The sequence below is a fragment of the Propionibacterium sp. oral taxon 192 str. F0372 genome (genome assembly GCF_000413315.1).
In the GTDB taxonomy this organism is placed as follows: domain Bacteria; phylum Actinomycetota; class Actinomycetes; order Propionibacteriales; family Propionibacteriaceae; genus Brooklawnia.
Genome location: NZ_KE340297.1, coordinates 574,505 through 593,333 on the forward strand (window position 1 = coordinate 574,505; position 18,829 = coordinate 593,333).

The 18,829-nt window shown below is 60.8% G+C and carries 16 protein-coding genes; 8 read left to right on the forward strand and 8 right to left on the reverse strand.

Translation table 11 applies throughout. The annotated features are described in order from the left end of the window. Window positions 1-3 precede the first annotated feature (3 nt). The 5 genes from HMPREF1531_RS02640 to pknB all read left to right on the forward strand — a co-directional run bounded on the left by HMPREF1531_RS02640 (window position 4) and on the right by pknB (window position 6,874). The gene (locus HMPREF1531_RS02640) at window positions 4-477 is read left to right on the forward strand and encodes an FHA domain-containing protein FhaB/FipA (protein WP_016668348.1); all 474 of its coding nucleotides are present in this window, start codon (window positions 4-6) and stop codon (window positions 475-477) included. Then, window positions 477-1,934, forward strand: coding sequence for a PP2C family protein-serine/threonine phosphatase (locus HMPREF1531_RS02645; RefSeq protein WP_016668349.1), 1,458 nt, complete (start codon window positions 477-479; stop codon window positions 1,932-1,934). The genes HMPREF1531_RS02640 and HMPREF1531_RS02645 overlap by 1 nt, the downstream gene beginning before the upstream one ends. Further along, entirely contained in the window at window positions 1,931-3,325 is a 1,395-nt protein-coding gene (locus tag HMPREF1531_RS02650; RefSeq protein ID WP_016668350.1) for an FtsW/RodA/SpoVE family cell cycle protein, read from the forward strand. The genes HMPREF1531_RS02645 and HMPREF1531_RS02650 overlap by 4 nt, the downstream gene beginning before the upstream one ends. Continuing rightward, the gene (locus HMPREF1531_RS02655) at window positions 3,322-4,728 is read left to right on the forward strand and encodes a penicillin-binding transpeptidase domain-containing protein (RefSeq protein WP_016668351.1); all 1,407 of its coding nucleotides are present in this window, start codon (window positions 3,322-3,324) and stop codon (window positions 4,726-4,728) included. The genes HMPREF1531_RS02650 and HMPREF1531_RS02655 overlap by 4 nt, the downstream gene beginning before the upstream one ends. Before the next feature lie 154 nt (window positions 4,729-4,882). Continuing rightward, window positions 4,883-6,874 (forward strand): Stk1 family PASTA domain-containing Ser/Thr kinase, encoded by a 1,992-nt coding sequence (gene pknB, locus HMPREF1531_RS02660; protein WP_016668352.1) that lies wholly within the window; start codon window positions 4,883-4,885, stop codon window positions 6,872-6,874. Between the two features lie 96 nt (window positions 6,875-6,970). Here pknB and HMPREF1531_RS02665 read toward each other — a convergent pair whose 3' ends face one another. Together HMPREF1531_RS02665 and HMPREF1531_RS02670 are read right to left on the reverse strand one after the other, a co-directional pair. Further along, complete coding sequence (locus HMPREF1531_RS02665; RefSeq protein ID WP_016668353.1) at window positions 6,971-7,609, reverse strand: aminodeoxychorismate/anthranilate synthase component II; 639 nt, start codon at window positions 7,607-7,609, stop codon at window positions 6,971-6,973. A 186-nt stretch (window positions 7,610-7,795) separates the two neighbouring features. Beyond that, window positions 7,796-8,512 carry a DUF881 domain-containing protein gene (locus HMPREF1531_RS02670; protein WP_016668354.1) on the reverse strand — a complete coding sequence of 239 codons (717 nt, stop codon included), beginning with the start codon at window positions 8,510-8,512 and terminating at the stop codon, window positions 7,796-7,798. 152 nt (window positions 8,513-8,664) lie between these two features. On the opposite strand from HMPREF1531_RS02670, the gene HMPREF1531_RS02675 reads away from it, so the two are divergent. Then, window positions 8,665-8,997 (forward strand): cell division protein CrgA, encoded by a 333-nt coding sequence (locus HMPREF1531_RS02675; protein ID WP_016668355.1) that lies wholly within the window; start codon window positions 8,665-8,667, stop codon window positions 8,995-8,997. A 430-nt stretch (window positions 8,998-9,427) separates the two neighbouring features. Then, entirely contained in the window at window positions 9,428-10,357 is a 930-nt protein-coding gene (locus HMPREF1531_RS02680) for a cation diffusion facilitator family transporter (RefSeq protein WP_016668356.1), read from the forward strand. A 46-nt stretch (window positions 10,358-10,403) separates the two neighbouring features. On the opposite strand, the gene lysS is transcribed toward HMPREF1531_RS02680, so the two are convergent. The 6 genes from lysS to HMPREF1531_RS02710 form a co-directional block, all read right to left on the reverse strand. Next, window positions 10,404-11,906 (reverse strand): lysine--tRNA ligase, encoded by a 1,503-nt coding sequence (gene lysS / locus HMPREF1531_RS02685; RefSeq protein WP_016668357.1) that lies wholly within the window; start codon window positions 11,904-11,906, stop codon window positions 10,404-10,406. A gap of 206 nt (window positions 11,907-12,112) precedes the next feature. Further along, a complete protein-coding gene (locus tag HMPREF1531_RS02690; RefSeq protein WP_016668358.1) occupies window positions 12,113-13,027 on the reverse strand; it encodes a hypothetical protein in 915 nt (304 codons plus the stop codon). A 37-nt stretch (window positions 13,028-13,064) separates the two neighbouring features. Then, the gene (locus tag HMPREF1531_RS02695; protein WP_016668359.1) at window positions 13,065-13,955 is read right to left on the reverse strand and encodes a hypothetical protein; all 891 of its coding nucleotides are present in this window, start codon (window positions 13,953-13,955) and stop codon (window positions 13,065-13,067) included. Beyond that, window positions 13,952-14,968: a hypothetical protein gene (locus HMPREF1531_RS02700; protein ID WP_016668360.1), complete on the reverse strand. Its 1,017-nt coding sequence runs from the start codon at window positions 14,966-14,968 to the stop codon at window positions 13,952-13,954. Before HMPREF1531_RS02700 ends, HMPREF1531_RS02695 begins: the two co-directional genes overlap by 4 nt. 37 nt (window positions 14,969-15,005) lie before the next feature. Continuing rightward, window positions 15,006-15,797 (reverse strand): hypothetical protein, encoded by a 792-nt coding sequence (locus tag HMPREF1531_RS02705; RefSeq protein ID WP_016668361.1) that lies wholly within the window; start codon window positions 15,795-15,797, stop codon window positions 15,006-15,008. 180 nt (window positions 15,798-15,977) lie between these two features. Next, on the reverse strand, window positions 15,978-16,232 hold the full coding sequence (locus HMPREF1531_RS02710; RefSeq protein WP_016668362.1) for a hypothetical protein: 255 nt from the start codon (window positions 16,230-16,232) through the stop codon (window positions 15,978-15,980). 27 nt (window positions 16,233-16,259) lie between these two features. Between HMPREF1531_RS02710 and HMPREF1531_RS02715 the strand changes: the two genes are divergently transcribed. After that, the gene (locus HMPREF1531_RS02715) at window positions 16,260-18,785 is read left to right on the forward strand and encodes an excinuclease ABC subunit UvrA (protein ID WP_016668363.1); all 2,526 of its coding nucleotides are present in this window, start codon (window positions 16,260-16,262) and stop codon (window positions 18,783-18,785) included. Window positions 18,786-18,829: the final 44 nt, after the last annotated feature.

Consider the following 18,829-nt stretch of genomic DNA (forward strand, 5'->3'; position numbering starts at 1 on the left):
AACTTGAGCAGCCTGGTACTCGTCGCCCTGAAGGTCGGTTTCCTCGTCCTGATGTGGCTGTTCATCCTCTTCGTGGTCAACACCATCCGGGTTGACCTCTTCGGTCGCCACGTCTCCGCAGAAGAGCTCGTCGCCGCCGACGAGAAACCCTCCTCGCGCCGTCAGACACGTGGTTCATCCACTCCCACCAAGATCACCATCACCACCGGACGAGCCGCGGGGGCGAGTGCTCCCCTGCCCTCCGGAAATGACGAGATCATGCTCGGACGCACCTCCGCAGCCGACTTGGATGTTGATGACGACTACGCATCCTCCCGTCACGCCCGCGTCTGGCGTGACGAACAGGGATGGGTCGTCGAGGACCTCCTGTCGACCAACGGCACCTATGTGAACGGACAGAAGATCTCCCAGCCCACCCGCATTGGCGTCGGCGATGTCGTGCGGATCGGGCGTTCCCAGATGCAGCTGGAGGCGTGATGTTCTCCCTGCGCACAGCGGCCCACTCCGAGATTGGCCTAGTCAGAAGCAATAATCAAGATTCTGCCTATACCTCCCCGAGCCTCATCGTCGTTGCCGACGGAATGGGTGGGGCCGCAGCTGGTGACTTGGCATCATCCGTCGCGATTCGAGAGTTGCAGGCCGCGGACGCCCAGAATAAGCCCGAGCGGCTGACCGGGGAGCACATGCTGGAGGTTCTCGGTGGGGCATTGACCAGGGCGAACGACTCCCTGGCCGATCTCGTCGCCTGGGACCACACTCTGGAGGGGATGGGCACCACCGTATGTGGTGCGATGTTCTCCGGCACCCAACTGGGTGTCGCCCACATCGGTGACTCCCGTGGTTATGTGCTGCGCGAAGGCAAGCTGATTCAGATCACCCACGACCACTCCTGGGTGCAATCCCTGGTCGATGAGGGGAAACTCGCTCCGGAGGAGATGGCCACCCACCCACACCGCTCGCTGCTGATGAAGGTGCTGAACGGCCAGCCGACCCACTCCCCCGATTTCCTACTCCACGATGTCCAACGCGGTGATCGCCTGCTGTTCTGTTCCGATGGCCTGTCGGGCATGGTCACCGACCAACAGCTCTCCCAGATCCTCAGATCAAGCAGCGACCTAAAGACTGTGGTGCGCAATCTGACCAAGGCCGCTCATGCCGGGGGCGGGGCGGACAACATCACCTTGATCGTCTCCGACGTCGTCGACTACGACCCCGCCTTGGAAGCCGTCGAGCCGAAGGTGTGGGGTGCCGCGACAACCATGTCGATTCCCTCCGTGGATGCCCCCGTCGTCGACCTCGGCGATTCGGATCCCTCGCCACGCTCAATGCGCGCGAAGGTACCGTCCGCCCCCGCACCTATCGTCCACGGCCCCACCCCACCGGAGGGGTTGATCGATCCGGACCGTTTCGAGACGATCCGTTACGCCCCACACATTCCCTCACGACGACGTCGCTGGATCCCCACCGCGCTAGTGCTGTTGACGGTCTTCGCCGTGGTCTTCGGTGCGATCGTCGGCACCCGCACCTACATCGATTCCCGCTGGTTCATCAGTGCGGATACCTCGACGACCCCCAACCTGGCATCGGTGAACCAGGGGTTGCCCGATGAGGTACTCGGGCAGCGGTTGTACACCCCGGTCGAGACCTCGCAGGTAGTCATCGACGATCTGCCGCCCTACTATGCGGCGAAGGTGCGCAACGCAGAGATGACCTATACCTCCATCGACGAGGCACGTTCCGCGATGGAGAACCTTGCCGCGATGGCCGAGCGCTGCCGAGCCGAACGGGCCGCGGCCACCGGCCAGCCCACCCCGTCCGCTACCCCCGGGGAAGAGGAATCACCCGCCCCCGATAACCCGACAGCCTCCGAGTCGGCGACGATGAACCCATCCCCCTCGTCACCAACTCGCCCCGATCTCGAGGCGTGCGCATGAGCGAGACCCAGGTTGTCTACTACAAAAGACGCAACACCGAGCTGTTGTTGGTACTGACCGCCAGCATACTTGGCATCGGGGGCTGGCTGCTGACCCACTTGAACCGCGATGGTTCGATACCGGTCTCGGCGTGGTGGATGTTCGTGGCCTGGCTGGCGATCTGCGTCGGGGCCCATCTCATCGTGCGGTGGCGCATTCCCTATGCCGACCCGGTGATCCTGCCCAGCGTGCTCACCCTCAATGGGCTGGGGTTGTCGATGATCCATCGCATCGACGTCGGCTGGGACCCACCAACGGACGCGGTCACCATGCAGTTGATCTGGACCATCCTGGGTGTGCTGCTGTTTGCCGCCGTGCTCATCCGGCTGCGTGACTACCGGCTGTTGCAGGGATTGTCCTATGTGCTCTTCCTCATCGGCATGGCATTCCTGCTGCTCCCCTTGGTTCCGGGTCTGGCCTCGGCGAATAACGCGGCCAACGGATCCCAGATCTGGATCGAAGTGTTCGGCCATTCCTTCCAGCCTGCAGAGATCGCCAAGATCGTGCTGACCTTGGCCTTCGCCTCCTACCTCACCGAGAACCGTGACCTGCTGCAACTCGCTGGCCGCCAGGTACTGGGGTTCCACCTGCCGCGGTTGCGTGATCTCATCCCGATCGGGGTCATGTGGGGCGCCGCCCTGGTGGTGCTCGTGTTCGAAAACGACTTGGGCACTTCCCTGCTGTTCTACGGGTTGTTCGTGATGATGTTATTCGTCGCCACATCCCAGATCCGCTGGGTGGTGATCGGGGTCGGCGCCTTCGTCATCGCAGCCGGGGTCGTCGGGCGCGCGGCCCCGCACGTCGCGACACGGGTGTCCAGCTGGCTGGACCCGTTCTCCGACTTCGAGCGCAATTACCAGATCATCGCGGCCCAGTACGGCATGGCCTGGGGTGGGCTGTTCGGCCGAGGATGGGGCCAAGGCCGACCCGGACTCACCCCAGTGGCATCCTCAGATTTCATCTCCGCAGCGATCACCGAGGAACTCGGAGTGGCTGGGTTGATGGCCGTGCTGACAATCTACCTGCTGATGGTCTCCCGCTCTCTGCGCATCGGGCTCACCTCCACCGACGTCTTCGGCAAGCTACTGGCCTGCGGTTTCTCCTTCGTCTTCGCGCTGCAGATCTTCGCAATCATCGGCGGTGTCACCCGTCTGCTGCCGCTTACCGGGCTCACCACCCCGTTCATGTCCCAAGGAGGTTCATCGCTGGTGGCCAACTGGCTCATCGTCGCCATCCTTCTGCAGGTCTCCCACCAGGCGCGCCGCCCAGTCTCCACACTGGAGGCAAGTGCCCCGGTGGAGCCCATCGCCGACGACGCGACCGCAGTCATCGGCCGGAGAGGTGAGCGATGAACCGATCGATCCGTGGCGTGGCGGTCGTCGTGCTACTCATGTTCCTGGCCCTCATGGCGAACATCACCATCGGCTACATGACACGCACAGACGAATTGATCAACGATCCACGCAACAGTCGCGTGCGAGATGAACAATTCGGTGCCGAACGCGGTCCGATCTTGGTGGGCAACACCCCGATCGTCTCCAATGTCGCCACCGACACCCGGCCCTACGCCTACCAGCGCACCTACCTCGACGGGCCACTGTATGCGCCAATCACCGGCTATTACTCCTACCTGTACGGACGCTCCAAGTTGGAACAGCAGTACAACGCCGAGCTGACCGGACAAGCAGATTCCCAGTTCACCCAACGCATCTTCGAGACCCTGTCGGGCAAACAGCCCTCGGGTGGGGTAATCCAGACCACAATCCGCCCCCAAGTGCAGCAGGCAGCCTGGGAGGCCCTCGGCAGACGGACAGGGGCCGTTGTCGCGCTGGACTACACCACCGGTGAGATCATCGCCTGGGTCTCCTCACCCAGCTACGATCCGAGCGAATTGTCCGCGCTGGACTTCGACGCCACCGCACAGTCATGGAACAGTTTGGTCAGTAATCCGGCCAATCCGATGAGCGACCGGGCTACCCAGGAGGCCTACCCGCCGGGTTCCACCTTCAAAATGGTGGTCGCCGCCGCGGCCTTGGCCAACGGATACGCGCCCGACACGATGATCGACACCCCAGCACAGATGCAATTGCCGGAGTCCACCGCTGTGCTGCCTAACCAGTCAAACTGCGGGGATACCCAGAAATCCCTGGACGAAGCCTTCACCTTGTCCTGCAATACCACCTTCGCCAACGTGGCGATGTCGCTGGGTGAGAAAAAGATCGCCGATCAGGCTGCAGCCTTCGGCTTCGGCGCAGGGCTCGGCTCCGACATCAACTCGGCGGCCTCCACCTACCCTTCGGGATTGTCGTCGGCGCAACTGGCGATGAGCGGGATCGGCCAGTTCGACGTCGCCGCCACCCCACTGCAGATGGCCATGGTGGCTGGGGCCATAGCCAACGACGGTGTGGTGATGGAGCCCTACGTGGTCTCCCAAGTGCGCACCACCAATGAGTCGGTGGTCTCCAAGCACTCCCCCACTAAGATGTCCCAGGCGATGGATGCCAACAACGCCAAAGCACTGCAGCAGATGATGGGCCACGTCGTGACTCAAGGAACCGGAACTGCAGCCCAGACTCAAGGATTGACTATCGCCGGGAAGACGGGTACCGCGGAGACCAGCGCTGGCGGGGTTTCCCACTCCTGGTTCGTTGGCTACTCCCCGGAGAACCACGTCGCCATAACGATTTTCCTGGCCGATCCCCAGGGTGCGGTTGCCGCAGGGCTGACCCCGCATATCATGGGGGCGGTCGGATGACGGTTTTCACAGATGACGTTCAGAACCAATTCAGTTGGACAAGCCACAATTGGGCGGGGTGCGCCGCGATGTGCTTCTGCGCTGGGCGTGTAGGACTTCTCGGCACACGACCTGCACGCCACGAATCGGCGGGCCGGTTGGGAAGGAACAACAGATGACCGATGAACCGATCGTGCTGGGCGGCCGTTACCAGCTGGAGACGATCATTGGCCGTGGAGGCATGGCAGAGGTCTGGCGTGCCCGGGACAACAGGCTCGGACGTCCGGTCGCAGTGAAGCGGTTACGCGTTGACCTGGCCACCGATTCCACTTTTCAGGCCCGCTTCGGGCGCGAGGCCCAGTCGGCTGCCGGTCTGAATCATCCCAACATCGTCTCGGTCTACGACACTGGCGAGAAACTTGATCCGGCCACTGGGGTATCGGTTCCCTACATCGTCATGGAACTGGTCGAGGGCCAGACCCTGCGCGACATCCTGCGTTCCGGTGTATCAATCCAGCCCGAGAAGGCCTTCGAATATGCGATGGGAGTGCTCGACGCCCTCGCCTATTCACACCGGCACGACATCATTCACCGCGACATCAAACCAGCCAATGTCATGATCACCCCGGCAGGAGCGGTGAAGGTGATGGACTTTGGCATCGCACGTGCGGTGTCAGATACCTCGGCAACGATGACCCAGACAGCGGCGGTGATCGGGACTGCCCAGTACCTTTCACCGGAGCAAGCCCGCGGCGAGACCGTCGACGCCCGTTCCGATGTCTACTCCGCCGGTTGCCTGCTCTACGAGCTACTGGCCGGACGTCCCCCATTCGTCGGGGATTCCCCGGTGTCGGTGGCCTACCAGCATGTGCGGGAGATGCCGATACCGCCGTCGCAGCACAATCCCGACATCACCCCGCAGATGGATACCATCGTGATGAAGGCGCTGGCGAAGTCGACCGAGGTGCGCTACCAGTCCGCATCCGAGATGCGCGACGACTGCTGGCGCATGCTCAACGGCCAGCAGGTGACTGCCCAGCTTCCCTCGTCCGTAGCAGATACGGCGGCCGCCACCCGCGCCCTGCCTACTGGGTATGAGCAGGGATGGTCGGAGACGGCATTGATGACCACTACCACTCCTGCCGCCATCGGCGAATGGACCTCCGATGACGATGAACTGGAGGAAGCCGAGCCCAGCAAAAAGAAGACGTCCAAGGTCTCCATCGCATTGGTCGTCCTGCTGGTGGCGTTGATCGGTGCTTTGGGTTTTTTCGTCTGGAAACTGTTGGGGCCCAACACAGCCAATGAGACCGTTGTCGTGCCCGCGGTGCTGGGTTTCAAGGAGGATGCGGCCATCTCTCAGTTAGAGACGGCGAAGCTCACTCCGAAGGTGGAGCGGGTCGCCGGGCCAGCCGATGGCAAGGGAACAGTAACCAAACAAGATCCGGGCAGCAATGCCGAGGTGCTCGTCGGATCGACGGTCACCATCACCATCAACGACGGCCCACCGACAGCCGCCATCCCGACCGGGTTGGTGGGTATGGAACAGGCCAAGGCCGTTGAAACCCTCAAGGCCGCGGGTTTCACCAAGATCGACGTGCTAGCCGCACCGGCCGACTTGGACACTGCCGATCTGAAGGTGGGTCAGGTGGTGAAGGTCTCACCGAACGAGGGTTCCTCCCTGGCCACCGACCAGACGGTATCGATCTACGTGGCATCGGGCCGGGGCACCATCCCGAAGGACATCATTGGTAAGCAGTGGGAAGAGGCGCGGGCCCAGCTGAAAGAACTCGGATACACCAACGTGTCCAGCCTGCCGCGCACTGATCAGAGCGAGGATGCCACCTATGTGAAGGGGCAGGTGATCGCCACCTCGCCAGGCGTGGGGACCACCGTCGCCAAGGACACCCCGATCACCCTCTACTACGCCACTGGTGAGGCCACGGTACCGAATGTAGTGGGCATGCAGTACGAGGAAGCCGTCAAGAAGCTCAACTCCAGTGGATTCATGAAGGTAACCCCCAACACGCAGAGCCCGCCATCGAACAGCGTCGTCCTCAAGCAATCGCCTGCGTCGAGTGATACTGAGGTGAGCAAGTCCACCGAGATCATGCTCACCCTCGGGGTGGTCACCTCGTCATCACCCACGCCGACGCCCGGAGGATGAGCCCCGAGCAATACCATGGGGCTTCCGCCGCATCCGGTGGAAGCCCCATGACCATCTGAGCCGGTAATCCTGCCTAGACTGCTTGGGCTACCCAGGTCAGGACAATGCGACGGTAGTCAGCGGCGACATCCCGGCCGCGCGGGCAGGTGCACCGGTGTCACCGCAGACCCCCAGCCAGTTGCCGAGCATGAGATAGCCGTGTTCGGTGAGCACCGATTCAGGGTGGAACTGGACGGCTTCGATCGGCCAGGTGCGATGCCGCACTGCCATGATTGTCCCTGATCCGGTGCGGGCACTGATCTCTAGTTCGGCGGGCAGGCTGTCAGGGACGATGGCCAGCGAGTGGTAACGGGTGGCCGTGAACGGATCGGGCACCTTGGCGAAGATACCCTGCCCGTCGTGATGCACCAACGAGGTCTTGCCGTGCAGAAGCTCGGGGGCCCGGTCGACGACGGCACCGAAGGCCACGCCGATGGCTTGAAGACCCAGACAGATGCCGAAGACCGGGATCTGTCCACCCAAGCGCTGCACCACCTCGATGCACACCCCAGCTGCCTCGGGACCGCCGGGACCGGGAGACAACAGGACGCCGTCGTAGCCGGTGTGCCATCCGGGGGTCGAGAACCACTCGTCATCATTGCGCCGGATGTCCACCTCCGCGCCGATCTGCGCCAAATAGTGCACGACGTTGTGGACGAAGGAATCATAGTTATCGACAACCAAGATGCGGGTCATGTCCCCAATTGTCTCGTGCCACCCGGCCAGCGCGTCCAGTTGTCCATGACATTGCGGTGCCAGCAGCGAGTGTTGTGTACCGGTCGATGCGCTCGGCGGGTCTCGCCAGGTCCGGCGTTCCGGTTACCGAACAACCCTCACGGAATCGGCACGCCCAGGTTCACCGGTTAGTTCCGGGGGACGATCTCACCGATGAACTGTGGCCGTGTCCGGCATGGGGCCGGTGTAGGCAGGCATCGTGATCTCGGCAATCCGCTGCTGGGAGTAGCCGAGTTTGTGGATCGCCACGTACTGCTGGAAGATCTGCGCCCCGTCGTCGTTGGCCAGCGAGGTCTCCATCGCGGTTTGGTCGCCAATGGCGACGATGACATAGGGCGGCGCGTAGGGCACACCTTCCAAGACGATGGTGTTGCCAACACATTTCACCGCCGTGGTGGCGACAACTCGCTTACCCTGAATGGTCATCGCCTCGGCTCCCCCGGCCCACAGAGCGTTGACGAAGGTCTGAACGTCCTGCTCGTGGATGACCAGCAGATCGCCGTCGACGCCGGGCGGCTGGTAATCGGCGGGAGCATCGCTGAGGGTCACGCTCACCGCAGGCCCGGCAACCGAAGTCACCCCTGCGGCCAGCTCCAGGTCAGGATCCACCGTGGTCGGCTGAACAGGCCCCTGCTGCTGGGCCAATCGCTCATTCTCGGCGCGAAGATCTGAGATCCGGGTTTTGAGCTCCTCGTTGCGCGCCTGCGCCTCGGCCGCAAGATCGGCGACGTTGGTAGTGCGGGTGGGACGCAGATCGTTGCCCTGCGCGGTGATCGCGGTTGCGGCAAGGAGGATACCGGCGAGCATGCCGACGAACAGGGTCGACAACCGTCGGCCCTGTTCCTTCTGCGCTGTTTCGCTCACCACTCCACCTTACCCGCCGCGGGTTGCCACGTGACCGCCCATGATTGGCGAGGTCATCGTACCTGGGTCATACTTGGAATTGGCCGTTTATGTGCGGCCAACCGCGTGCGGAGAGTCGAACCGCGGCTCACCGGGGATCAGGAGTTGGCATAGTGCCCGAGTCGAAGGTTCGTGACCAGGCGGCGAAGAAGAAGGCTGCTAAGAACAAGGCGAAGGCTGCCGATGCGAAGATGGAGAAGTCTGGGAAACCTGAGACGGGCTCGAGGAAGGCTTCTAAGAAGAACAAGAGGCAACGCATGCCTCTCGGGCGTGACTGGGTGCCGTGGGTCTTCGTACCAATGGCGCTGCTCGGTGTGTTGTGGCTGCTGCTGTTCTACATCGCGGGCAACCGGATTCCTTTGATCAAAGATCTCCAGAACTGGAATTACCTAATCGGCATCGGTTTGATCGCAGCCTCCTTCTTCGTCGCCACGCTGTGGAAATGATGCGATGCTCCGCCGAGACCCATCGCATACCCTTTGCCTGCATTTTCCCCGGCCTCAGGGCCTTTCTCGCGGCAATAGTGTGACCACTGGCTTCCCCATAGGGACCGGAACAAACACGGCCTCGTAACAGCGACCGCACCCATTTTCCTGAAATGGTTCTCATTCGCAGATGAAGTACTCCTACGTGTTGAAATTACCCTTCCCCAGACGGGTGACTTCGACGGTAAAGACTCGTAGGATTCTCGGTATGACAGCCTCGCCTTGGTACCTCATCTATCGTGAGATACGGTGCCTGGCTGGTCGGGGGGTGCGTCCATGCACTCGTCCCACCGACCCTGTCGTTGGCTGAACGAATCACTCATTGTTGCTACGGCTTCGCCGCGAGACGGTGGTGATCAGTCCGGCGAGCCGTAGCCACCTCGGAGGGATAATGCACGATCACGAGCACCACCACGACCACAATCACGGCGCGGGCAGCAGCCGTCCGAGGCTGGCCGTCGCCTTGGGAATCACCTTGCTGTTTTTCACCATCGAGGTCGTAGGCGCGCTGCTAACTGGCTCACTGGCAGTGCTCGTGGATGCCGCCCACATGCTCACCGATTCTGCGGGACTGATCATTGCCCTGGTGGCCAGCCATCTAGCGACCAGGCCAGCAAGTTCTCGGCGCACCTGGGGATGGCATCGCGTGGAGGTGATTGCAGCCTTTGTCCAGGCCGGGTTCTTGTCGATCGTCGGGTTGTATGCGGTCTACGAGGCGATCCACCGGCTCATCGCACCTCCGGAGGTGGCCCCTGGTGGGCTGGCGCTCATCGGCGTCGCGGGGCTGCTCGCGAATCTTGCATCGCTGCTGGTACTCGCCGGGGGACGCAATGAGAACCTGAACATGCGGGCTGCCTTCCTTGAGGTGGCCAATGATGCTCTGGGGTCTATCGCGGTTCTGGTAGCCGCAGTGGTGATCCAGTTGACCGGATGGACCCGGGCAGATGCGGTGGCTGCGCTGCTCGTCGCGGCCCTTATCGTGCCGCGCGCCATACATCTGCTGAAGGCCTCGGGGGAGATTCTTCTCGAATCCACCCCCGAGGGCCTCGACCTGGATGCGGTCCGGGAGCACATGCTGCGGCAACCGCACGTGGTCGAGGTACACGACCTGCACGCATCAACAGTGGCAACCGGACTACCAACCCTCACCTGCCACGTCGTCCTCGACGATTCCTGCTTCACCGACGGTCACGCCGTTGAAACTCTCGCCAAGCTGCAAGAATGCGTACGCACACACCATGGGGTGAGCATCGAGCACGCAACCTTCCAGATGGAATCTGCCGCGGTAGCGGAGAAACACTCGGGGCATCTGCATGCCTGAACCGGGCTGCCGCCCACGTGCTTTTTCGCCCGTCGGAGGGCGACTTTCAGCCCAGGGGGCGCAGTAATGGGAAGAGAATGGTCTCGCGGATACCAGCCCCCGTGAACAGCATGATCAACCGATCCATTCCCATCCCCATTCCGCCCATCGGAGGGGCAGCCTGTTCGAGAGCTTCGAGGAAGTCTTCGTCGAGTTGCATAGCCTCCGGGTCACCTGCGGCAGCAGCCACTGACTGGGAGGTGAGAATCTCGCGTTGGATGATCGGGTCGATCAACTCGTTGAACCCGGTACCGCGCTCCATCCCCCCAATGATCAGGTCCCAGGCCTCGATCTTGCCAGGTTCCGAGCGGTGGCGGCGGGCCAGCGGCTGGGCGACCTCGGGGAAATCACAGACAAAGGTTGGATTGAGCAGGCCGGGTTCCACCAACGCCTCGTAGATCTCCATGACCAACTTGCCGTTGCCCCACTCCGGGTCGTATTCGATTCCCCGGGCATCGCAATGCCTGTGCAGCGCCTTCACCGAGGTCTCGACGGTGATCTGCTCACCCAGCGCCTCAGATACCGCGTCATACAGGGGTAGCCACTTCCATTCGGCATCAAGATCAATGACTGTTCCATCGGGACGCTCGATCTGATGGATGTTCAGCTCATCGGCCGCATTCATGATCATCTGTTTGGTGAGCCCGGCAATCGTGCGGTCGTTGCCCCACGACTGGTAGGCCTCAAGCATGGTGAACTCGGGGCTGTGCGAGGAGTCGACGCCCTCGTTGCGGAAGATACGGCCAATCTCGTAGACCGATTCGGCGCCACCGACCATCACCCGCTTGAGGTACAGCTCGAGGGCGATACGCATCGTCATGTCGATATCGAAGGCGTTGAGGTGGGTGGAAAACGGGCGTGCGGCCGCGCCACCGTGAATCAACTGGAGGGTGGGGGTTTCAACTTCCAGGAACCCGGCCTCGTCGAGGGTGCGTCGCACGGAGCGGGTGACCATCGAGCGCAGACGGACCATTTCCCGGGCCTCGGGGCGAGCGATGAGGTCCAAGTAGCGACGCCGTACTCGCTGTTCCTCCGAAAGCTCCTTGTGCAGGGTGGGCAGCGGGGCCAAGGATTTGGATGCGATCTTCCACTGGCTGGCCATTACCGATAGTTCGCCGCGTTTGGAACGCACGACGGCACCACGCACCCAGATGATATCGCCGAGGTCGACATCGGCCTTCCACGCCGCGAAGGCGTCGTCACCGACATTGGCCAGGGAGACCATCACCTGTAACCGCTCACCATTGGAGTGCTGGTTGAAGCCATCCTGAATGGTGGCGAAACACAGCTTCCCGGTGTTGCGCAGGAAAACGATGCGCCCGCCGGTCTCGACGACGTCGGAGCTCTCCTCGCCCGCTCCGAGCGCGGCCCAGGTCTGGTTGGCATGGATCTGTGCGACGGTGTGGGTGCGCGACATCTCGACCGGGTAAGGTTCACGATCAGTACCCAGCATGCGGGCACGTTTCTCGCGGCGGACCCGGCGTTGTTCGGATATCTGCGCCTCGTCCATGGTCTGCTCATTCACGGGCAGTCATTCTACCCGAGATACCTCAGTGTCTCCCATCTCCCCAGGCCATACCGTCTGAGACGAGGAATCCTGCACGTCATTCGCTCCGCATTACCCCAAGTCACTCATGCCATAAGGAACCGACCTAGCTCTGGGCCGACCCACCACGAAATGGTATATCCGAATGTATCTGTAGAATTCTGACACATTCACAACGGCTGAATATCGCCTTGCGTGAGACTTTGCTCCATCGCAAATGGATTACTCAATCCAGCCGACCAACTCAAGTGGCCATCACTTCCAAGATAGAAATCAACACCAAGAATCTCTTCTCTTTGCGCACCACGATTCACCAAAGTTTGCCAGACACCAGCAATTTCGTCAGGTGAATAATCAGCCAAAGAGAAACTTGGAGAAACTTCTTCGGCGACCAAGCATTCAGCAAAATATGGAGGCCCAGATCTTACAGTTTCCTCAGCATGAAGCTCGCAAGGGGCACCCGAAAAATCAGTTGCCTGCACACCTGCAATCTTGATATCGGTGGTTTCAATACCCACTTCAAGTCGTGAGATCCGATCTGTTCCAAAGAATTTCTCGTAGTACTGCCGAGCTTCGCTCAGCTGTGCAGGATCAGAGACGTCAAAAGAATCTGGGACCGACACACCACCCAATGTTGCCGAACCTTTTCGATAGATCGGTTGGCTCCTTTCGGCGGTATAACAGTCCATGGCAATCATCTGTTCACCACCAGGTGTTGTATTGAGAATTAATCGCGGCAGTTCGCAATCCGCTGATGCGGCCGACACAACCCGCTCAGTCAAAGCCGACACATCGATAGCCGACAACTGGATCTGTGGACCATACGCATCATATCCAGATGATTCAGTTGCATTATGATCCTGATCGACAGAATACGTCAGCTGCTTACCATCGACAACAGTGGTCAATCTGAGACCGGTATTTCCTCCATCGTAGTACTCGATCAAGAGTCCTGTGATCGAATCAATACCGGTTTGTTTCTGAATTATTTTCAGATCATCCACTGCACTGCTTGTCGAAGCGCCGCAGCCAACCACTGACATGATCACTGCCAGCAAGAAGACAAAAGAACAGCTTTTAAGCATGTCAATTCTCCAGAAAACAAGACTACCACATCGGACATCATCGCTGGATTTTCTGATTGTCACCTTGGTGAAGCTCGCACACAGAATCTTGTGTTACAGTGACTTTGTAACCAGTCGATCCAAGTTGAGTAGGAGTGATAGTCACTCCTGCTTGAGTCTTTTGAGTTGCTTTCGTCAACTCTTCGCTGAGCTGCTTCGCAGCTTCCCTCCAATCCATTCCATTTTTTAAGTTCAACAGATGCTTATTAATTGGCGTAGCAGCATCATACACAGTGAGGGTTCGAATATAGAAATATTTTCCCCATATTTCCCCCTCGGAGGCTTTAGAAAAATCTTTGATGGGCGTTTTGGTAGCACTATCTATCTCGTGAAAAAAACTTTGAAACGTCTCATGAATAGACCTTGTAATCGCAGACTGAATTAGCGACAATGATTCGACAGCATCCTTGGCCTGCTTCGAAAGAGCCGCGGCCCTTTCCACAGCAGCAACCCGTTCCCGAACTTTCTTGCGATACGACTCAGCCGCGTAACCTTGCCAATCCGGGATCGTCAAGTTTTCAGCATCTTCAACAACTTCTTTGAACCCTTCAATCGCTTTTTCCCATCCTGCACGAACATTCCTCATATTCGGCACAATGCCAGACGCAGTGGAAATCCACGGCGCCAACGAATAACCCAACACGTTCACAGCGTTGCGCGCTTTGGTTTTGATATTCTCAAAATTAGCCAGCGTTTTTTCTTTGTCGTATGCCTTCCAAGGGAGGGGGCAATTGCCCAATGATTTCAGCGCACTGGCAACTTCCGCATCGTCCTTGAATATCGCTTCTTTCAGCTGATCCTTTATGTGTTGAAGATCTTTTTTCAAGCACGCATCAGTATAGACCTTCTGATCACCGGACGATGTTGAGATGATGACTGGGTCGGTCATTTCACACTCCCTGCTACATTGGCATTAACCTGCTCTGTCTCTTGATAGCCCGTGGCCGATCGATGGAGGTTGACTGCTGAATTATCAAAAGCAGCCGCCGACTGGAGTGAATTCTTAGCCGTCAAGGTTTGAGCCTCGGCATATGCCGGTCTGGGCTGTCTTATTTCACCAAAAATCACTGTTTCTTCAGTCATCGCATCCACCTGCTGACTCAGTGCATGGAGGCGTGCGCTGAGATCATCCCAATGGCGTGAGACCGTGATCAGTCGACCAGGGTCCACGGTCACTCCGCCACCATCCCAGGGAGTGGAGGTAGGAGGAATATGGTTACCTTGATGGCCGGGACTGGTTCCCACGACTCCACCGGTTACCCCGGAAATGCCACCTGCCCCAGAGCCATCACCTGTGCCGACAGCACCTTGAGACACACCAGTGATACCCGTTGCGGAGGTATCTCCAGCTGTCACTGAGGTATGCCAGTTACCGGTGGTGGGGTCGTAACTCTGGCCAGTAAGGGGATTCACCCACAATCCGGTCTTTGGATCATAAGTGCCGAAACGTTCGGTGAATCCCGGATCAGAGGGCGACCAAGGCCTACCGGTCGCAGGGTTGATGCCGAAGCCGTAGTCATTGCCCTCGGAACCAGCAGCGACAGTGCCAGTCAATCCACCCAATGAGCCTCCGCTCGCACCAGTCCCCAGAACACCTCCGGTCCTAAAAGAACCCAACGCACCACCGGAGGTACCTGCCACACCGTTGAGCGATCCCAGGCCACCGCTGGTCGCACCAGCAGCACCCATCGTTGACCCTGCGCCTTGTCCTGCGCCACCCATCATTGGTGGCAGCGCGCCCGAAGGCTGGCCCGAGTCCGATTTCTTCGGCGGATTCGACGGGTTGATCTTTGCCTCGGCGATCTCCAAGTCCTCCACCGCATCATCGGTCACCGCCCAGTAGCCGCTGACGCCTGCCTCAGCCGCACGCAAGACCTCTGATTCGTCAGCCCAGTCACTCATCATTCCTCCTCGCATCATTCCTCAAACCTGTGGTCACTCACAATTCGATCCCGTGAGACAAAGTGGCCATCATCGATGCCACCACATGACGTTTGCGGGCCAGCAGCAACTCGCGACGCCCGAACTCGACCTTGGGTGGGGAAAATTTGCTCCTAGCCCTACGATGCGCCGCTGTCACTGCCCTGGCGATGTCTCTGGACGTGACAGGAAGCTCCACCCACTGCGGATCGAAATTCACAGCCACCGCGAATCCGTGGACATTCAGGGTGACCTTCACCGCACCTTTATGCTCATCACCCTGCGCAGCGACTCCGACCCATCGGGTTCTGGGTTCATCCGGCCCCAAAGCAGCGATCTGAGCATCAATCTCGGCCAGTTCGCGGTTCACTCGCTCCAGACTGTGCCACCCGAACCGGCCCTCGTGAGGCACCGCCGGTTCCGGCTCGGGATATGGCACCGGGAATCCTCCGGGATGGAAGTAGGCGTTCATTTCCGCCAAGGCGAAGAGAAAAGCTCTGTCGAGCCCGGTCTTCGCGGTTTTCTCGCGCCAGTTGAGCGACACTCTCACCCTGGAGAGATGCCCTTCTCCATCAGCCCACAGCCGTACGGCGCGGAATTCGTCAGGGAAACCCTGTTCCGGCCTCCATCCCTCATCTAATTCCTCGGGCTCCGAATATCCCACGAAAGGTTCATCCTCGCTGTGATCAGCGTAATCGGGTGCAGCCAAGAATTCGTCGTTTTCTTCTTCATCCCGAGATTCGCCAGTAGATGGACCATAATCAGGTGCAGGCATAAACTCATCTGGATCGAAGTCGTCAATCCATTTCATGCCGCCTCCCCCGAATAGGCTCAAACTGCCCTAAGTTTACAGGATCACATAAAAGTCGTCAACCCATTCCATGCCGCCCACGAACAGGCTCAAAACTATTCCTCGTTGACGAAACAAGCGATCATCCCCGGTAGTCAGGCGGACGCATCCCCGGTCTCAGCCGCGTGGTCAAGCAGTAGATCAGAAGGCTTCCAGGATCTCAGCAGAGTCAGTGGGCGTGGTCTGATCTTCGGAGGTTTCGGCGTATTGACGAAAGTACGGAGCGAGCGCGCCCATAGCCACCACCAGCGCCATGGTCAGACGCCCCCAACGAGCCATCAACCTACTCACCCATCCACCCCACTGAACCGACTTTGCTGAGAGCTTCGGTATCGTGGAAATCGCCCGCTCCATTCTCGGGCCGACGACCGCAGCATCGGTCAACCACACATCCATCCGGCCGCCGCACGAAAGAGAGACCCCGTGCTGGACTCCGCTCCCACCACGATCAGTGTGCGCGGCGCGCGCGTGCACAATCTCAAGAACATCAATGTCGAGGTGCCGCTGGGGAGGCTGGTGGCGGTCGCCGGTGTGTCCGGCTCGGGCAAGTCCTCCCTGGCTCTCGGGGTACTTTACGCTGAGGGCACCCGCCGCTACCTGGAGTCACTGTCCACCTACACGCGTCGGCGCCTCACCCAGGCGGCCCGCCCCGACGTCGACGAGATCCTGCACGTGCCCGCAGCCCTGGCCCTGCACCAGCGCCCGCCTGTGCCTGGGGTGCGCTCCACCTTCGGCACATCCACCGAGGTGCTCAACTCCCTGCGCCTGGCATACTCCCGCTTGGGCCACCACATGTGTCCGAACGGACACCTCAATGAGCCCACCATCGACGTCGCCCTCGACCTGCCCCTGCACTGCACCACCTGCAGGGTTGAGTTCACCCCGCCGAGTGCCGAATCCTTCGCCTTCAACTCCGACGGTGCCTGCCTCCGCTGTGAGGGTACGGGTGTGGTGCGAACGGTGGACGAATCGACCCTGGTGCCCGACGAGTCACTCTCCATCGACGAGGGCGCGGTCGCGCCCTGGCAGACCCTGATGTGGTCACTCATGAAAGACATCGCCCGGGAGATGGGCGTGCGTACAGATGTCCCGTTCCGGGAGCTCACGGCGCGGGAGCGGGAGATCGTATTCCGCGGCCCAGCCGAGAAAAAGCGCATCTTCTATGCCAATGAGAAAACAAATGTGGCTACCGAGATAGATTTCACCTATTACAGCGCGGTGCACACTGTGGAGAATGCACTGTCCAAGGTGAAGGACGAGCGGGGCATGAAGCGCGTGGGGAAATTCCTTCACGAGGCAAGATGCCCGGCCTGCCACGGCAGCCGCCTGTCAGAACTGGCGCGCTCCACCACGGTGTGTGGTCTCGGCCTGGACGAGGCCTGCACCATGGCGCTGAACGACCTCGTCGAATGGACTTCTGGCATCGCAGCCACCATGCCTGACGCACTCGTCGCCATGGCTCATCAGATCATCGACGAACTGACCGTCACCGCCCGCCGCCTGCTCGACCTCGGCCTGGGGTACCTGTCGCTGGATCGTGCATCGTCGACCCTGTCCACCGGGGAGCGCCAGCGCGTCCAGCTCGCCCGCGCCGTGCGCAACCGCACCACCGGAGTGCTCTACGTCCTCGACGAGCCCAGCATCGGTCTTCACCCGGCCAATGTCGACGGGCTTCTAGGCGTCATGCGGGACCTGTTGGCCGACGGCAACTCGGTGCTGGTCGTCGACCACGACGTGGCGCTGCTGCGCGAGACCGACTGGCTGCTCGAGATCGGTCCAGGCTCGGGGCACGAGGGCGGCGAGATCGTCGTGAACGCCCCCATGGCGGACGCGATCACCAACCCGGCCAGCCGCATCGCGTCATTCATCACTGGTGCCACCAGCATCCTCTGCCGCGAGCAGACACCGACCGGGAAGGTCTTCGCCCACGGCACCATCCGCCTGGAAACCGCCCCAATCCACACCGTTCGTGCCCTCGACGTCGCTATCCCCGAGCAGCGCCTGACCGCCGTCACCGGCGTGTCTGGCTCCGGCAAGACCACCCTCGTCTTGGAGGCTCTCGTCCCCGCGCTGCGGTCCCTGGCCGACGACGCGTCCCCACCCGCCCCGGTTACAGAGATCACCGCCAGCCACGCCCGCCGGGTCGTCGTCGTGGATGCCACCCCCATCGGCGCGAACGTGCGCTCGACGGTGGCCACCTATTCCGGGGTCATGGACGAGCTACGCCGCGTGTACGCGCGGATCCCGGATGCCCAGGAGGTTCGTCTCAAGGTCGGCGATTTTTCCTACAACACCGGTTCGCTACGCTGCGGACACTGCGACGGCACCGGTCAGATCGTCCTCGATGTCCAGTTCCTGCCCGACGTCGATATCGTCTGTCCTCAATGTGCAGGCTCCCGCTACGGCGAGCAGGCACACGGCATTCGCCGGGCCCCACGAGACGACGCCGTCAAGGCCTTGTCTCTGCCCGAGGTGCTCGCACTGACAGTGGAGCAGGCCGAGCGGTTTTGTGCAGACCTTCCCAAGGTGCGGCGCAAGCTGCGGCTGCTGGTCGATCTGGGGCTCGGGTACCTCACCCTCGGGGAGACGACGACGGCCCTGTCGGGCGGTGAGGCGCAGCGCCTCAAGCTCTCTACGGACCTGGGACGCGACCAGCACGGGACCATCTTCGTATTGGACGAGCCCAGCATTGGATTGCACCCGCTAGATGTGCGCGTCCTGCTCGGGATCCTGGACCGGCTCGTGGAAGCCGGGGCTACAGTGCTCGTCATCGAACACGATCTCGACATGATCGCCAACGCCGACTGGATCATCGATATGGGGCCCGGTGGAGGGGCCGATGGCGGGCGCGTGGTCGCCACGGGCACGCCCCCGCAGATCGCGACGGCAAAGTCATCGATGACTGGCCGCTACCTGGCAGCCCACCTGACAGGTCTGAAGGCGGAATAGGGCGAGCGGTTCGGCATCGTCAAAAGCGCTCATGCCAATGGGGT

Coding starts and splice junctions, on each gene's coding strand:
- HMPREF1531_RS02645 (WP_016668349.1), top strand. CDS start 477: ATGTTCTCCCTGCGCACAGCGGCCCACTCCGAGATTGGCCTAGTCAGA.
- HMPREF1531_RS02650 (WP_016668350.1), top strand. CDS start 1,931: ATGAGCGAGACCCAGGTTGTCTACTACAAAAGACGCAACACCGAGCTG.
- HMPREF1531_RS02655 (WP_016668351.1), top strand. CDS start 3,322: ATGAACCGATCGATCCGTGGCGTGGCGGTCGTCGTGCTACTCATGTTC.
- pknB (WP_016668352.1), top strand. CDS start 4,883: ATGACCGATGAACCGATCGTGCTGGGCGGCCGTTACCAGCTGGAGACG.
- HMPREF1531_RS02665 (WP_016668353.1), bottom strand. CDS start 7,609: ATGACCCGCATCTTGGTTGTCGATAACTATGATTCCTTCGTCCACAAC.
- HMPREF1531_RS02680 (WP_016668356.1), top strand. CDS start 9,428: ATGCACGATCACGAGCACCACCACGACCACAATCACGGCGCGGGCAGC.
- lysS (WP_016668357.1), bottom strand. CDS start 11,906: ATGGACGAGGCGCAGATATCCGAACAACGCCGGGTCCGCCGCGAGAAA.
- HMPREF1531_RS02690 (WP_016668358.1), bottom strand. CDS start 13,027: ATGCTTAAAAGCTGTTCTTTTGTCTTCTTGCTGGCAGTGATCATGTCA.
- HMPREF1531_RS02695 (WP_016668359.1), bottom strand. CDS start 13,955: ATGACCGACCCAGTCATCATCTCAACATCGTCCGGTGATCAGAAGGTC.
- HMPREF1531_RS02700 (WP_016668360.1), bottom strand. CDS start 14,968: ATGAGTGACTGGGCTGACGAATCAGAGGTCTTGCGTGCGGCTGAGGCA.
- HMPREF1531_RS02705 (WP_016668361.1), bottom strand. CDS start 15,797: ATGAAATGGATTGACGACTTCGATCCAGATGAGTTTATGCCTGCACCT.
- HMPREF1531_RS02710 (WP_016668362.1), bottom strand. CDS start 16,232: ATGGATGTGTGGTTGACCGATGCTGCGGTCGTCGGCCCGAGAATGGAG.